A 13766-nucleotide genomic window follows, 5' to 3' on the forward strand; every position below is an offset into this window, starting at 1 on the left:
CAGTATCACCCCAGCCGTGCGCTGCGTCGATGTCAGCCCTCCCACAGCGGCCCCGCCCCGGTCTCGGCCCGCTACCGTCCGAGCGTGCCGATCCAGCCCGGACGCACTCCGGTCCGTCCGCCGACCGCTCCACCCCGGCGGGCGCCGCGGACACCGGACCGGCGTCCCGGTCCCGCCCCGGCGCCTGCCCAGCCAGACCCTGCCCAGCCAGACCCTGCCCAGCCGAGCCCGGACGAGCCGGGCCGGGACTGAGCCGGGTCGGGACTGAGCCGGTGGCAGCCCGCCTCAGGCGGGCGTCAGGCCCCGGTCACCCGGTTCTCCGGGTCCACGCCCGCCGCCGGGTCGGTGCCCTCGGCCGGCTGCTCGGGGTGCGGCGTGCGCCCGGTGTCGTGCTGGTCGGCCCGGGCGTCGCCCTCGGCGGGCTCTTCGGCGTGCGGGGTGCGTCCGTTGCTCTCGGTCATGCCCCGCCCCGTGCCCCCGCCCGGTGCGGCGCAACCATCAGCCGACGGGCGTCGCCGCGGGGGTCTGGGGCAGGAGTGCCCGGACCTCGTCGTCGTCCGGCAGCCCACCGCGCGCACCCGGGCCGGTGGTCGACAGCGCCGCCGCCGTGACCGCGTAGCGGACTGCGTCGGCCAGCGGCTCGCCCCGGTCGAGTGCGCTGCTCAGCGCGCCGCAGAAGCAGTCGCCGGCGCCGGTGGTGTCGACCGGCCGGACCGGCGGTGGACCCTGCACCAGCGCCGGGCCGTCCGCCGGCACCACCAGTGCCCCCCGGGCGCCGAGGGTGACCACCGCCGACCGCACGCCGAGCCCGCGGGCCAGTTCGGCCAGCTCGGCGGGGGAGAGGTCGCCGGGCGGGGCGTCGGCCAGCCTGCGCAGCTCGTGCTCGTTGGGCACCAGCACGTCGACCCGGGCCAGCAGGTCGGCCGGCAGCGGCTGCGACGGCGCGGGGTTCAGCACGACGGTGCCCCGGGTGGCGGCGGCCGCGGCCCGCACCGTGTCCAGCGGGGTCTCCAGCTGGAGCAGCAGCACGCCCGCGCGGTGCACCGAGTCCACGTCGACGTCCGCCGGGGTCAGCTCGGCGTTGGCGCCGGGCACCACCACGATCAGGTTCTCCCCGCCGTCCGCCTCGACCGGGATCGTCGCCGTCCCGGTGGGCACGCCCTCGGTGCGGTGCACCCGGCCCACGTTGACCCGCGCGTCGGCGAGCGCGGCGAGCTGCCGGCCGGCGGCCGGGTCGGTGCCCACCCGGCCGACCATGTGCACCCCGGTGCCGAGCCGGCCGGCCGCCGCGGCCTGGTTGGCGCCCTTGCCCCCGGGCAGGACGGCGACCGACGAGCCGATGACGGTCTCCCCGCGGCCGGGCAGCCGGTCGACGGTCACCACGACGTCCTCGTTGAGGCTCCCCACCACGGTCACGGACACGGTGCGTTCCCGGTGATCAGCACCCGGCCAGCCTAGGAGGGCTGCTCGGTCCGCCGACGCAGCGGCAGCAGGTACCAGGTGGTCAGCCCGACGACGCCGATGGCCGCACACACGACGATCGCCGGCCATCGGCCGAGGACCACGTCCAGCACCAGCAGCACCGCGCTGACGACGGCGGTCATCAGCAGGCCGAGCCCGATCATCAGCGACCGGTCGGCGAACTGGACGATCGCCGCCTTCTGCCGCCGCCGGAACAGCATCCGGTGGAAGGAGACGGGGGCGATGAGCACCACCGTGGCCAGGGCGGTGCTGGTCATCGTGATCGCGTAGACCGTCGTCCCGAAGGTGCCCAGTTCGGCGAAGCGGGACTGGAAGGGCAGGGTCAGCAGGAAGGCGAACAGCACCTGGACGGCGGTGATCGCCACCCGGATCTCCTGCAGCACCTCGTTGACGTTGCGGTCCAGCACCTCGTCGGGCGTCTCGCCGCGGGCCTCGGCGGTCCGCTCCGCGTCGGCGCGTTCCGCCTCGGTCCGTTTCTCCGCCACCCACCTGCGGTACCGCAGGCGCAGTCGATCAACACCCGGGAGACGCCCATGTCCGAGCACCAGGCCGAGGACGCCGACGCCGTCCGCCGGGAGTTCGGCGAGGCGGTGAACATGACCGCCGGCGAGCTGGAGAAGTGGCTGGCCACCGAGGAGTCGCAGTCGGTGGGGCAGAAGAGCAGCGGGTCGGCGGAGTCCACCGGCCACGAGTCGGGCCGGCGGATCGTGCAGCTGCTGCGCACGAAGAAGGCCGACCTCACCGACGACGACCTGGCGCACATGCGCAAGGTGCACGGCTACGTGCAGCGGCACCTGGCGCAGGAGCCAGCCAAGGAGGACGTCGAGACGTCGAAGTGGCGGTGGTCGCTGATGAACTGGGGCCACGACCCGCTCAAAGACAAGTAGCGTCCGCGGCGTGCAGCGCAACGACCCGGCGCAGTACGACCAGCTGGCCGACCAGTGGTGGGACCCGCACGGCGGCTTCGCGATGCTCCAGTGGATCGCCGCCTCGCGGGCCGGCCACGTGCCCCCGGCGTCGACGCCCGACGCCGTCCTGGTCGACCTGGCCTGCGGTGGTGGCCTGATGGCCCCGCACGTGCAGCGGTTGGGGTACCGGCACGTGGGCGTCGACATCGGCCTCCCCGGGCTGCAGGTCGCCCGCGGGCACGGGGTCGGGGTCGTGCGCGGGTCGGTGCTCGCCGTCCCGCTCGCCGACGGGTGTGCCGACGTCGTGACCGCCGGGGAGATCCTCGAGCACGTCGAGGACCCCGGGCAGGTGCTCGCCGAGAGCGCCCGGCTGCTCAAGCCGGGGGGCCTGCTGGTCATCGACTCGATCGCGGCCACCCGGCTCGCCCCGCTGGTGGCCGTCCGGATCGCCGAGCGGATGCCCGGCGGGCCGCCCCCGGGGATCCACGACCCGGCGCTGTTCGTCGACCGCGGCGAGCTGCTGGCCACGGCCGACCGGCTGGGGCTGGACCTGCGGCTGGTCGGCCTGCGCCCGTCGGTGCGCGACCTGGTCGCCTGGCGGCGGGGACGACGGGACACCGTGCGGATGCGCACCATGCCCTGGACCGGGATCCTGTTCGCCGGCTCGGCGACCAAGCGTGCAGAGCCCGGCGCCGAGCGGCGGACGCCGGGCTCCGCACGTACCGTCGGGTCATGAGCGTCTGCGGTCCCGCCACCCCCCACGCGCCGGGAACGGCCTGGTGAGCGCCGCCGTCATCACCGGATCGGGTCGGGCACTGCCGGCGAGGTACGAGCAGGGCGAGGTCTGGGACGGCTACTTCGCCGAGAAGTACGCCGGGCTGCGGGCCGCCGAGCGGGTGTTCCACGCTGCTGGCGTGCGGAGCCGGCACGCGGTGGTCAACCCCGTCGACGAGGACGTCTCGCAGTGGGGCACCGGCGCCCGCATGGAGCGTTACGTCACGGAGGGCCTGCCGCTGGGCAAGCAGGCCGTCGCCACAGCACTGGACGCCGCCGGGCTGGCTCCCGGGGACGTCGGGCAGTTCGCCGTCGCCACCTGCACCGGGTACGCCACCCCGGGCCTGGACATCCGGCTCTCCAGTGACCTGGGCATGCCGCTGGGCTTGCAGCGGCTGCTCGTCGGCCACATGGGCTGCTACGCGGCGCTGCCCGGGCTGGCTGCGGTCAGCGACTTCGTGACCGCACGCTCCCGGCCGGCCGTGCTGCTGTGCCTGGAGCTGACCAGCCTGCACGTGCAGCCGGCCGTCGCCGACCTGGAGCAGGTCGTCACCCACGCGCTGTTCAGCGACGCCGCGGCCGCGGTCGTCGTCGAGCCCGCCGCGCGACGGGGACGGCGGGTCGCCGGGATGGTCGCGCGCACCGACCACGCCACCGCCGACCACATGACCTGGGACGTCACCGACCTCGGTTTCCGGATGGGCCTGTCGCCCCGGGTGCCCGACGTGCTGGCCCGGCACGTCGGCGGCGTGGTCGAGGAACTGCTCACCGAGGCCGGCCTGCGGGTCGAGGACGTGGCGGGCTGGGCCGTGCACCCGGGCGGGCCGCGGATCCTGGACGTCGTCCGGGACGAGCTCGGGCTCGCCGAGGAGCAGATGGCTCCCTCGCGCCGGGTGCTCGCCGAGCACGGCAACTGCTCCTCGGCGACCGTGCTGTTGGTGCTCGACGAGCTCGGGGACGTCGACGGCCCGGTGGTGGCGATGGCCTTCGGCCCGGGCTTGACCCTCTACGCCACCCTGCTGCTCCCGGCCTGAGCCGTGAGATGACCGGACTCCTGGTCGTCGTACTGGTCCTTCTCGCGCTGATCGGCGGGCTCGCCCTGCTGCTGCGCCGGGTCCGGGCCGACCACGACGCCGCGATCGAGGAACACTGGCGCCGCAACGGCCGGGAGCGCCCGCCGCGCGGCTGGTGAGGCGGGGCGGGCGATCAGCCGAGGTGGGCCTGCTTCGGCGCCAGGCCGCGCAGCGCCTCGGCGGCCACCCGGTCCCGGTCGGCGCCGCCGGCGGCGACCACCGCCGCGCCGACCAGGCCCTCGACCAGCGGGGCCGCGCTGAGCACCACCCGCGCCCGGACGGCGTCGTCCAGCAGTTCCAGCGCCGTCTCGGCCGACATGACCGCGCTGCCCAGGTCCATCAGCACCACCACGCCGTCGCCGGTGTCCGCGGTCGTGATCGCGGTGGAGACGGCGACGGCGTCGGTGCCCAGCCCGCCGTCGTCGGTGCCGGCGGCCACCTCGATGGCCAGGGTCGAGTTCGGCAGCATCTGCCGGGCCAGCTCGACCGCGGCCTCGGCCAGCGGCCGGCTGTGCGAGACGACGACGATCCCCACGGCGGCCATGGTCAGCTCCTCCCGAGCGTCGCCGCGGCGGCCTCGACCAGCAGCACCGCCGACTCGGCCCCCGGGTCGACGTGGTCGGCGCTCCGCTCGCCCAGGTAGCTGGCCCGGCCCTTGCGGGCGACCAGCGGCGTGACGGAGTCGCGCCCCGTCGCGGCGGCGTCGGCGGCGGCTCGCAGGGCGGCGTCCAGCTCCTGCCCGGCCTCGACCGCCGCGGTGAGGGCGTCGGCGGCCGGCAGCAGTGCGTCGACCATCGTCTTGTCCTCCAGCTCGGCCTTGCCGCGGGCGACGACGCCCTCGACCCCGGCCCGGAACGCAGCGGCGAAGGCAGCCGGGGAGCCGTCGTCCAGGGCTCCGGACATCCGGAGGAAGAACGTCCCGTACAGCGGGCCGCTGGTGCCCCCGACCTTGCTGATCATCGTCATCGCGACCGTCTTCAGCAGTGCGGCGGCGTCGGCCGGCGGGGTGGCGTCGAGGGCGGCGACGGCCGCGGTCATCCCGCGGTGCATGTTCGTTCCGTGGTCGGCGTCGCCGATGGCCGAGTCGAGCTCGGTGAGCTCCTCGCGGTGCTCGGTGACGGCGCGGGCGTACTCGCGCACCCAGGCCCCGAGGGCGTCGGTGTCCAGCGCGGTCATGCTCAGACCCCCCACCGCAGCGCGGGGGTGCGCACCGGCGCGTCCCAGAGTCGGATCAGCTCGTCGTCGACCTTGAGCAGGGTGATCGAGCAGCCGGCCATCTCCAGGCTGGTCATGTAGGAGCCGACCAGCGAGCGGGCCACCGTCACACCGGCCTTGGCCAGCACCGCCTGCACCTCGGCGTAGACCACGTAGAGCTCGAGCAGCGGCGTCCCGCCCATCCCGTTGACGAAGGCGAGCACCCCGTCGCCGCCGGTGAAGTCCAGGTCGGCCAGCACCGGCTCCAGCAGCATCTCGGCGACCTCCCGGGCCGGGGCCACCGGTACCCGGCGGCGCCCGGGCTCGCCGTGGATGCCCACGCCCAGCTCCATCTCCCCCGCGGGCAGGTCGAAGGTCGGCTTGCCGGCGGACGGCACGGTGCAGGAGGTCAGCGCCATGCCCATGCTGCGGCCCTGCCCGTTGACCCGGCGGGCCACCTCGGCGACCTCGGCCAGCGGGCGGCCCTCCTCGGCGGCGGCGCCGGCCAGCTTCTCCACCAGCACGGTGACGCCCACGCCGCGCCGGCCGGCGGTGTACAGGCTGTCCTGGACGGCGACGTCGTCGTCGGTGACGACGGCGACCACCTCGGTGCCGGACTCCGCGGCCACCAGCTCGGCGGCCATCTCGAAGTTCATGACGTCGCCGGTGTAGTTCTTCACGATGTGCAGCACGCCGGCGCCCGCGTCGACGCCCTGGGTCGCGGCGACCATCTGGTCCGGGACGGGGGAGGTGAACACCTCGCCGGCGCAGGCGGCGTCGAGCATGCCGAGCCCGACGAACCCGCCGTGCAGCGGCTCGTGGCCGGAGCCGCCGCCGGAGACGAGCCCGACCTTCCCCGCCACCGGGGCGTCGCCGCGGAAGACGACCCGGTGCTCGGCGTCGATCCGCAGCTCCGGGTGGGCGGCGGCCATGCCGCGCAGGGCGTCGTCGACGACGTCTGCCGGGTCGTTGATGAGCTTCTTCATCGCGGGCTCCTGATCATGGGGGACGAGCGAACCGTAGGAGTGGGCCAGGTCTCAGGGCAACGGGGGGCGGTCCGCATCGTCGGACGGAGCTGCGGGGTGGACGTGACCTGGGGCACACTCGGCCTCCCATGCTCTCCGATGCATGCCGGTCGTGGTGGCGTCCGGAGGGTGTGCGACCAGGACGGTCCCCCAGAGCTGAGGAGCTCCCCAGATGGCTGGCAACAGAGGCGTTGCGTACATCGAGCCCGGCAAGGTCGAGGTGCACGAGACCGACTACCCGAAGCTGGAACTGCAGGACGGTCCGGGGGTGAACCCGGCCAACGTGGGCCGCAAGCTCAACCACGGGGTGATCCTCAAGGTGGTCACCACCAACATCTGCGGCAGTGACCAGCACATGGTCCGCGGCCGGACGACGGCGCCGCCGAACCTGGTGCTCGGCCACGAGATCCTCGGCGAGGTCGTGGAGAAGGGGTCGGACGTCGAGTTCATCGAGGTCGGCGACCTCTGCTCGGTGCCGTTCAACATCGCCTGCGGGCGCTGTCGCAACTGCAAGGAGGGCAAGACCGGGATCTGCCTGAACGTGAACCCGGCCCGCCCCGGTGCGGCCTACGGGTACGTGGACATGGGCGGCTGGGTCGGCGGGCAGGCCGAGTACGTGACGGTGCCCTACGCCGACTGGAACCTGCTGAAGTTCCCGGACAAGGACCAGGCCATGGAGAAGATCCTGGACCTGACCATGCTCTCGGACATCTTCCCGACCGGCTTCCACGGCGCGGTCACCGCCGGGGTGAAGCCCGGCTCGACCGTGTACATCGCCGGGGCCGGCCCGGTGGGGCTCGCGGCGGCCGTCGGCGCCCAGCTCCTCGGCGCGTCCGTGGTGATCGTCGCCGACCTCGTCGAGCAGCGGCTGGCCCAGGCGCGCAGCTTCGGCTGCGAGACCGTCGACGTGTCCAAGGGCTCGCCGCAGGACCAGATCGAGCAGATCCTGGGGGAGCCCCAGGTGGACGCCGCCGTCGACGCGGTGGGCTTCGAGGCCCGCGGTCACGGCGAGGGGGCGGGCAAGGAGGCGCCGGCCACGGTGCTGAACTCGCTGATGGAGGTCACCGCGGCCGGTGGGGCGATCGGCATCCCCGGGCTCTACGTCACCGGCGACCCCGGGGGCATCGACGAGGCGGCCAAGGTCGGCTCGCTGTCGCTGAGCCTGGGCACCGGCTGGGCGAAGTCGCTCTCCTTCACCACCGGTCAGTGCCCGGTGATGCGCTACAACCTCGGGCTGATGAAGGCGATCCTCAACGACAAGGTGCAGATCGCGAAGGCGGTCAACGCCACGACCATCTCCCTGGACGAGGCGCCGCAGGGGTACCAGGACTTCGACTCCGGTGCGGCGAAGAAGTACGTGATCGACCCGCACGGGATGGTGGGGAAGAAGGCCGCCTGAGCGGTGGCCGGCCCGGGGCGCACGCCCCGGGCCGGCGTCACCACAGGTCGCCCCGGCGCCAGTCGCACACCAGCCGGACCGCAGGGTCCAGCGGCGCCGGGGTGGCCGGGGTGGGCAGCACGAACACCACCTCACCCGGGGTCGCGACCACTCCGTCCGGGGTCAGCGCCGCCAGGTCACCGGACCAGGGCAGCCACGCGCGCGCGGTGTACAGCCGGGCGCCGTCCTCGCTCGCGGCCAGCGCGCCGAGCTCGAACCCGCCGCGGACGAGCCGTTCCGTCTCGGCCATCACCGCGGCCCCCACCCCCCGGCGGCGCATCGTGGCCGCGGTGGCGACGGCCTCGACGTAGCCGGTCCGCAGCGTCCGGCCGCCGGTGATGAGCTGGCGGACGACGACGGCGGCATGCCCGGCCGGCTCACCGTCCACGGTGGCCAGCACGTGCACACCGCCGAGGGTGTGGGACCAGTCGTCGTCGCTGAACCGGCCGCCGAACGCCGTGTCGAGGAACTCCCGCAGCCGGTCGAGCTCGCTCGTGGAGAGATCGGCGGTGGGGGCGCTGCGGACGGTGACCGTCGGACGGGGGGAGCTCACCGGACCAGCGTCGCGGAAGGGTCGCCGTGCCGCCCCGGGAGGGGCCACTGGAGGAGGAGAGCCGGTGACGAGAATCGAACTCGCACTGTCAGCTTGGGACGCAGCGTGTGCGCCCCCCGGCCCAACAGTCTGCGTGCAGGTCAGCAGTGAGGTAGCGCCCCAGACGACTGCGCCCGGGGCACTACGTGTCACCTGCGTGTCACTGCTGCTCAGATCGTCACGGCACGGGTGCCAATCGGGGTCACCGTGCCGGTGGTGGTCGCCGTCAGCAGCATCGCGGAGATCTTCGCGGCCAGCTCGGTGTCCCGGTCGGCGGTGGAGCGCTGGTAGCGCAGCGCAGCATCCGGCGAGCTGCGCCCGAGTCGGATCATCAACTCCTTGAGGGTGCCGCCCGCCAGCCCAGCCATCGTGGCTGCGGTAGCGCGGGTGTCCTGGAACGTCACGCCGGTAACGCCAGCGGCGACCAGGGCCGGGCCCCAGACCTTCTTGTGCCAGTTGCCGCTGTTGAGCGCCCCACCCTTGGGGCCGGTGAACACCAACGCATCCGGCTCCGGGCCGACGTAGGTGTCCAGGTGCTTGACCAGTACCGGCAGGACGTGCGGCGGTACGGCCACCTCCCGGTGCGATGCCCGGGACTCGGTCTTGCCGACCACCCGGCCTTCTCCCGGGACCTGTGCGGCGGCCTGGTGCACGAGCACGCGACCGTGCAGCACGTCGATGTGGCGGCGCTGGAGCGCGCCCAGCTCGCCGAACCGCAGCCCGACGTGGGCGCTGATCACTGCGACGGCCCGCCAGTGGGGCTCCATCGCGGCCAGGATGCGCGCCAGATCCGGCAGCGAGATCGGCGGGCGCTCCCGGCGGGGCTCCTCCCCGGCGCCACGGGTCACGCACGGGTTGATCTTGACCAGGTCGTCCTCCACGGCGGTGGCGAGCGCTGCCCGGAGCAGCCGGTAGCACTTGGCTGCGGTGGACCGGCCGGGCCCGTCCGTCCCCGTCATCGCCTCATGCCACCGGCGCACGCGATCCTTGGTGAGGTGGCGCAGCTCGACGTGTCCCAGGGCGGGGCCGATGTGCTTTCTGAGCTGGAGGCGGTAGAGGGCGGCGGTCCGGGGGGCCAGAGGCTCGCCACGGACCCTGCGGTGGGTGATCCACGACGCCAGGTAGGCGTCCAGGCGGACGGCCCCGGCCCGGGGGTCCACGTAATCGCCACGGGTCAGATCCGCCTGGATTTGAGCCAGATCCCGGACGGCCTGGATCTTGGTGTCGAACGTGCGGGACCGCACCTTGCCGTCGTTGTCCCGGTAGCGGATCCGCCACCGGCCGGAGTGGAGCCTCTCGATCGAGCCGAAGTCCCGGCGCTTGCTGGTCTTGCTGGTCATCGCGATGTCCTCGCGGGATCTAGCGGTGCAGAAGCTGACAGTGCCTCTACCCACCCCGGGGCACCGGCGACAACCTGCGAGTGGCCGGAGAAGGTTGGACCCGCGTGTGCTTCTGCGCTAGTGGCTTCCTGCCAGACCGCCGCCGCGCTGGCCGAGGGCGTGCACACGCTGCCCGGATCCCGTGTCTCCGGCCGGCCGCGCGTCAGCTTCGGGGAGGCGGCCGACCTCCGGGACCAGCTCGGCGAGCGATTCGACGGCCTGCCCCTAGCTCAGCGTCAGCAGCTGGTGCGCGCCCTGGTCGACGTCACGGTGATGCTCGGTCGGGACACCACGCGGTTCGTCATCGAGAACCGCGCCACCAGCGGTGTCGAGGTCCTGGCTTATCGGTAGGACGGTTGTCCCGTGTCAACCGGCGTGAGCACGCGTCACGGGTACCTTTCCCTCGTGCGCGAGCAGCCGACGTGACTGACCTGTGACGACTTCAAGTAGTCCTCCACTCGCCGACGTCTTAGAAGAGATCTGGCGGTTGTGGCGGTCGCCCGAAGTGGGACCGCCAGTGATGATCCCGCCTTCGCCAGAGACGAACCAAGCAGTGGAGCGGGTGCTTGAGCTGTGGCGGAACGTCGTCAGCTTCGCCACGCCCCGCGAGATGATCATGGATAACGCCTCACACGTCGTTGATCCGATGGTTGGCGTATCCAGCAGCTACCTGATGCACGAGTGCGGGGACGCGCTGGAGGGTCTAGTCCGTCTGCTGCGGCGGGAGCCCCGCACATCACCCGACGACCTCAGGGACCTCATCTCTCCTTTGGCGCGGGACGCACAGAAGTACCTGCAGGAGATTCTCCGCGGCTATCGACAGCAGCTCACAACGAAGTACGCCGCCGAGTTCGAGCACCGAGAAGTAGAGGAGACGGCTCGCCAGCTGGAGCGAGCGATCGACAACGACGTCGCGACCCGAGCAGCCCAGGAGGCTCGCCAAGCGGCGTCAACAGCCCAAGCCGCTGCGTCCAGCTCTCGGCAGGCCGCTGGGGTGGCGGGCAGCACCAACCTGGCCGTGCACTTCGAGGAGTACAGGAAATCAGAGCGGACTCAGGCGGAGGTCCTGCGCGTCTTGGCTGTCGTCTTGGTCCTCGGAGCGCTCGTCATCTTGGGCTTCCTGTTCCGAGGCGAACCCTCGGCCACCGAGGTGGCGCAGCGGGCCATCTTTGCGCTCCCGGCCTTCGGCGTAGCCGCCTACCTGGCTGCCGAGGCAGGGCGGCACCGACGAGCATCTCAGTGGGCGGCCACGCTCAAGGTCCAGCTGCTCACCGTGGACGCCTATGTGCAACCGCTGGGGGAGAAGGAAGCCGCCGAGGTGCGTCAGTTGCTCGCCCGGCGCGCGTTCGGAGAGTTGCCTGTGGCCTCTGGTGGCAGCACTAGCGAGGACGCGCCTATGCCGCTCGGCCTCCAAGCTGTGCTCGACCGCATCTTGTCCGAGGTCAAGGCCAAGCCGGAGAAGCCTTAGAGCGCCCTCTCAAGCCTCCAGCTCATTGCGCCGACCTCGGCGGTTCACCCATCGGCTTCCGGCCACACCGAGGTCACGCCGGACGGCACTTCGGAAGTTGCGCCACTCGTTCTCAGGCCATGGAGGCAACCAGACCCGAGACGGTGGCACCCATGTGTTCTTGAATAGCTGCATGTAGTGCAGCTTTAGGACCCGATAGAACGGCTGAGCCGCGTCCAGCACGTAGAAGGGTGCGAACAAGGAGACGCGTTGGAACGCCACACGAGCAGCCGTGTATGCGGGCTCGACCGTGTGGGCCATCTCCGAGGCCCGATCTCTCGTAGTTCTCAGCTGTTCCTTCTCTTCCTGGGACCAGCCGCGCTCCGGCTCGGCGACAAACCGTGGGTGCTGGCGAGGGCGGCGGGCAGTGTGGCCTGATGCAAAGCGTCCAACGCGTCCAGCAGGGCGACGTAGTGGTCGCGCTTGGTGTCATCGTGCCGGTGGCGGAGGTCGACCGCCTTGGAAGCCGCCGTCACCAGTCCAGTCAACCCGGCACCTCCGAGTGCGCTCGCCGCGATGACCAACCAGTACGGGGTCTCCGGGTCCATGGGCGCATCGTGGACCAACCCCCGACAGACCAGGGTGTGCCGGTTGGACCGATCACTCGGTACCGTCCGGTCCTCGTGCTCAGGCTGCCGGTCGATGTTGAGGACACCCAGTGCGCATCCCCGCCCCGCCCGTGACCTCGGAAGTGATCGAGGAGTTCAACCGCGCCCTTGAGATGAGTGAGGTGGTGGAGCAGTACGCGGCCAAGATCCACTGGATCCAGCACACCGAGGGCTCGGAGGAGGAGATCAGCGACGCTCTGGATGAGCTCCTCATGCGTGCGCCCTTGATTGAGGCGATCTTGGAATCCGTGGGCGAGGCGGTCCCGATCCCCGATCCGTCGAGCTCCCAGCAGCACCCAGGGGTCGCGTTTCTCCAGTACCGCGCGCCCTGTATGCGGGCCCTTGGAAAGTTGGAAGACCGGCGGCTCATCGCGGCGATCCGTGCGCCCGGCCCGACTCTGCGGGCGACCGGACTACATACCTGGGTATGGGACTCGGCCGCGTCCCTCTGGAACAGCGGGCACCACCGGCAGGCGGTCAGTGCGGCGGCGGGGGCGCTTTCGGCACAGACGCAGGCGCTGTTGAACCGCACCGACGTCAACGATCAGGAGTTGATGAAGGAGGCGTTCAGCTTCAATGAGCCTGCTCAGGGCGTCGCTCGACTGAGGGTCGCCCCCGACATGGCTAACAAGTTCGATAGGGCCCTGCAACAGGGAGCGTTGAACTTTGCGCAGGGGATCTACGGGGTCATCCGTAACCCGGCCACCCACGAGACGGAGGAGTGGGACGAGCAGGAGGCGCTGGAGAAGCTGACCACCCTGTCGGTCCTCGCGCGGATGATCCAGGGGGCGACCGTCTCCAAGCGAGCCACGGGTGCAGCCTGACAACCAAACGGTGTCGGTTGGCCAAGCGGCTGCGGATCTGGTGACTTCAGCCGGCCACGTATCTCGTCCGCGCCTACGGAGCCCAAGGCGTTGACCTACGCCTGAGGATCCGGGTCGATCCACGGCTGGACGGCCAGGGCCACGGCTACGTACATGTGGCCCAGCTCGGAGAACAGCAGGTCGCGGCCCTTGTGGTCGCGGAACACGATGGCGAGTGGCCAGTTGAGCTTGACCCGCCACTGGTCGGGCACCGGGCCGAGGAAGCGGTAACGGGTGACCTCGTCCCCGGGGGTGAGCAGCGTGCTCCGTTGAGGCGTCCAGACGATCTCTACCCGCGTCGTCGCGGGGAGGACCTCCAGAACCTGCTGGTCGGCGTCCGGGGCGGTGTAGGCGATCGCGGCGTGCAACATCTGGTGCTTGTCGGCGTTGTTCACCCGACCCACGAGCGCGAGCGGATGACCGGCGGGGTCGCCGGCGTGGAACGGCTGGACGTCGTGGATCAGGTCGAGGTCTTCGCGCGTCACACCGGCCAGCGGACCGAGATCCGGCCAGGGCTCAACGACTGAGTTCGCCCACTCGTTGCTGTGCGTGGTCAGCGGGAACTTGTGGTGGCCCTTGGGGCTCCCGCCGTTGCGTACGACGAGCGCGGTGACGAGGTTGTCCAGCGCGCTCCGGGCGTTGTGCGCGAACTCGCCGAGCATGAGGCTCATCGCGGGGTGCGGCTCTGCCGTCGGCCAGTAGTGAGACGAGAACGTGCCGTCGGTGTTGGCGTCGGGGCGGCCCTCGGTCGGCGAGGTCAGGACTCGCTCGATCTCTTCGATCACACCCTCGTACAGCCCACGGGCCCGGACGAGCTTGAGGGCCACGCCCAGGAGAACCTCGTCGGGGTCGATCTTGTGAGTCGCCACGTACCGACCATCACGGCCGCCCGGGCAGGAGCGCAGGAGGCTCGCCGGTCGGGC

18 protein-coding genes are annotated in these 13766 nt (G+C 72.0%); 8 read left to right on the plus strand and 10 right to left on the minus strand.

Annotation, left to right across the window (positions count from 1 at the left end; genetic code table 11):
* Positions 1-296: 296 nt before the first annotated feature.
* The 3 genes from O2W53_RS08795 to O2W53_RS08805 are packed head-to-tail and all read right to left on the minus strand — an operon-like array spanning position 297 to position 1967.
* A complete protein-coding gene (locus O2W53_RS08795) occupies positions 297-461 on the minus strand; it encodes a hypothetical protein (RefSeq protein ID WP_269162682.1) in 165 nt (54 codons plus the stop codon).
* Between the two features lie 37 nt (positions 462-498).
* Complete coding sequence (locus O2W53_RS08800; protein ID WP_269162683.1) at positions 499-1422, minus strand: ribokinase; 924 nt, start codon at positions 1420-1422, stop codon at positions 499-501.
* Positions 1423-1454: 32 nt separating this feature from the next.
* Complete coding sequence (locus O2W53_RS08805; RefSeq protein WP_269162684.1) at positions 1455-1967, minus strand: DUF6328 family protein; 513 nt, start codon at positions 1965-1967, stop codon at positions 1455-1457.
* Between the two features lie 48 nt (positions 1968-2015).
* Here O2W53_RS08805 and O2W53_RS08810 point away from each other — a divergent pair, with 48 nt between their 5' ends.
* The 4 genes from O2W53_RS08810 to O2W53_RS08825 are packed head-to-tail and all read left to right on the plus strand — an operon-like array spanning position 2016 to position 4356.
* Positions 2016-2369 (plus strand): DUF3140 domain-containing protein, encoded by a 354-nt coding sequence (locus O2W53_RS08810; protein ID WP_269162685.1) that lies wholly within the window; start codon positions 2016-2018, stop codon positions 2367-2369.
* A gap of 10 nt (positions 2370-2379) precedes the next feature.
* On the plus strand, positions 2380-3126 hold the full coding sequence (locus O2W53_RS08815) for a methyltransferase domain-containing protein (protein ID WP_269162686.1): 747 nt from the start codon (positions 2380-2382) through the stop codon (positions 3124-3126).
* 43 nt (positions 3127-3169) lie between these two features.
* Positions 3170-4198: a type III polyketide synthase gene (locus tag O2W53_RS08820; RefSeq protein ID WP_269162687.1), complete on the plus strand. Its 1029-nt coding sequence runs from the start codon at positions 3170-3172 to the stop codon at positions 4196-4198.
* A gap of 8 nt (positions 4199-4206) precedes the next feature.
* Entirely contained in the window at positions 4207-4356 is a 150-nt protein-coding gene (locus tag O2W53_RS08825) for a hypothetical protein (protein ID WP_269162688.1), read from the plus strand.
* 14 nt (positions 4357-4370) lie between these two features.
* Here the strand turns inward: O2W53_RS08825 and dhaM are convergent, their stop codons facing one another.
* Genes dhaM through dhaK form a run of 3 tightly spaced genes read right to left on the minus strand, consistent with a single transcriptional unit; the run spans position 4371 to position 6417 of the window.
* Entirely contained in the window at positions 4371-4781 is a 411-nt protein-coding gene (dhaM, locus tag O2W53_RS08830) for a dihydroxyacetone kinase phosphoryl donor subunit DhaM (protein WP_269162689.1), read from the minus strand.
* Positions 4782-4783: 2 nt separating this feature from the next.
* Positions 4784-5413 carry a dihydroxyacetone kinase subunit DhaL gene (dhaL, locus tag O2W53_RS08835; RefSeq protein WP_269162690.1) on the minus strand — a complete coding sequence of 210 codons (630 nt, stop codon included), beginning with the start codon at positions 5411-5413 and terminating at the stop codon, positions 4784-4786.
* A 2-nt stretch (positions 5414-5415) separates the two neighbouring features.
* A complete protein-coding gene (gene dhaK, locus O2W53_RS08840; protein ID WP_269162691.1) occupies positions 5416-6417 on the minus strand; it encodes a dihydroxyacetone kinase subunit DhaK in 1002 nt (333 codons plus the stop codon).
* 211 nt (positions 6418-6628) lie between these two features.
* Here dhaK and fdhA point away from each other — a divergent pair, with 211 nt between their 5' ends.
* The gene (gene fdhA / locus O2W53_RS08845) at positions 6629-7855 is read left to right on the plus strand and encodes a formaldehyde dehydrogenase, glutathione-independent (protein ID WP_269158021.1); all 1227 of its coding nucleotides are present in this window, start codon (positions 6629-6631) and stop codon (positions 7853-7855) included.
* A 37-nt stretch (positions 7856-7892) separates the two neighbouring features.
* Here fdhA and O2W53_RS08850 read toward each other — a convergent pair whose 3' ends face one another.
* Positions 7893-8447 carry a GNAT family N-acetyltransferase gene (locus O2W53_RS08850; protein ID WP_269162692.1) on the minus strand — a complete coding sequence of 185 codons (555 nt, stop codon included), beginning with the start codon at positions 8445-8447 and terminating at the stop codon, positions 7893-7895.
* A gap of 209 nt (positions 8448-8656) precedes the next feature.
* The gene (locus O2W53_RS08855; protein ID WP_269162693.1) at positions 8657-9826 is read right to left on the minus strand and encodes a site-specific integrase; all 1170 of its coding nucleotides are present in this window, start codon (positions 9824-9826) and stop codon (positions 8657-8659) included.
* 120 nt (positions 9827-9946) lie between these two features.
* On the opposite strand from O2W53_RS08855, the gene O2W53_RS08860 reads away from it, so the two are divergent.
* Positions 9947-10216: a hypothetical protein gene (locus O2W53_RS08860; RefSeq protein ID WP_269162694.1), complete on the plus strand. Its 270-nt coding sequence runs from the start codon at positions 9947-9949 to the stop codon at positions 10214-10216.
* Between the two features lie 211 nt (positions 10217-10427).
* Complete coding sequence (locus O2W53_RS08865; protein ID WP_269162695.1) at positions 10428-11333, plus strand: hypothetical protein; 906 nt, start codon at positions 10428-10430, stop codon at positions 11331-11333.
* Positions 11334-11659: 326 nt separating this feature from the next.
* Here the strand turns inward: O2W53_RS08865 and O2W53_RS08870 are convergent, their stop codons facing one another.
* Positions 11660-11920 carry a hypothetical protein gene (locus O2W53_RS08870; RefSeq protein WP_269162696.1) on the minus strand — a complete coding sequence of 87 codons (261 nt, stop codon included), beginning with the start codon at positions 11918-11920 and terminating at the stop codon, positions 11660-11662.
* Between the two features lie 110 nt (positions 11921-12030).
* On the opposite strand from O2W53_RS08870, the gene O2W53_RS08875 reads away from it, so the two are divergent.
* A complete protein-coding gene (locus tag O2W53_RS08875; protein WP_269162697.1) occupies positions 12031-12804 on the plus strand; it encodes a TIGR02391 family protein in 774 nt (257 codons plus the stop codon).
* A 95-nt stretch (positions 12805-12899) separates the two neighbouring features.
* On the opposite strand, the gene O2W53_RS08880 is transcribed toward O2W53_RS08875, so the two are convergent.
* Positions 12900-13712, minus strand: a complete 813-nt coding sequence (locus tag O2W53_RS08880) for a hypothetical protein (RefSeq protein WP_269162698.1) — start codon at positions 13710-13712, stop codon at positions 12900-12902.
* Positions 13713-13766 lie beyond the last annotated feature (54 nt).

The organism is Modestobacter sp. VKM Ac-2978 (genome assembly GCF_026968025.1).
Classification (GTDB): Bacteria; Actinomycetota; Actinomycetes; order Mycobacteriales; family Geodermatophilaceae; genus Modestobacter.

What these genes read in the sequence shown, in the direction of transcription:
- dhaK (WP_269162691.1), bottom strand. Translation starts at nt 6,417, where the DNA reads ATGAAGAAGCTCATCAACGACCCGGCAGACGTCGTCGACGACGCCCTG.
- O2W53_RS08870 (WP_269162696.1), bottom strand. Translation starts at nt 11,920, where the DNA reads ATGGACCCGGAGACCCCGTACTGGTTGGTCATCGCGGCGAGCGCACTC.
- O2W53_RS08855 (WP_269162693.1), bottom strand. Translation starts at nt 9,826, where the DNA reads ATGACCAGCAAGACCAGCAAGCGCCGGGACTTCGGCTCGATCGAGAGG.
- O2W53_RS08825 (WP_269162688.1), top strand. Translation starts at nt 4,207, where the DNA reads ATGACCGGACTCCTGGTCGTCGTACTGGTCCTTCTCGCGCTGATCGGC.
- O2W53_RS08795 (WP_269162682.1), bottom strand. Translation starts at nt 461, where the DNA reads ATGACCGAGAGCAACGGACGCACCCCGCACGCCGAAGAGCCCGCCGAG.
- dhaM (WP_269162689.1), bottom strand. Translation starts at nt 4,781, where the DNA reads ATGGCCGCCGTGGGGATCGTCGTCGTCTCGCACAGCCGGCCGCTGGCC.
- O2W53_RS08810 (WP_269162685.1), top strand. Translation starts at nt 2,016, where the DNA reads ATGTCCGAGCACCAGGCCGAGGACGCCGACGCCGTCCGCCGGGAGTTC.
- fdhA (WP_269158021.1), top strand. Translation starts at nt 6,629, where the DNA reads ATGGCTGGCAACAGAGGCGTTGCGTACATCGAGCCCGGCAAGGTCGAG.
- dhaL (WP_269162690.1), bottom strand. Translation starts at nt 5,413, where the DNA reads ATGACCGCGCTGGACACCGACGCCCTCGGGGCCTGGGTGCGCGAGTAC.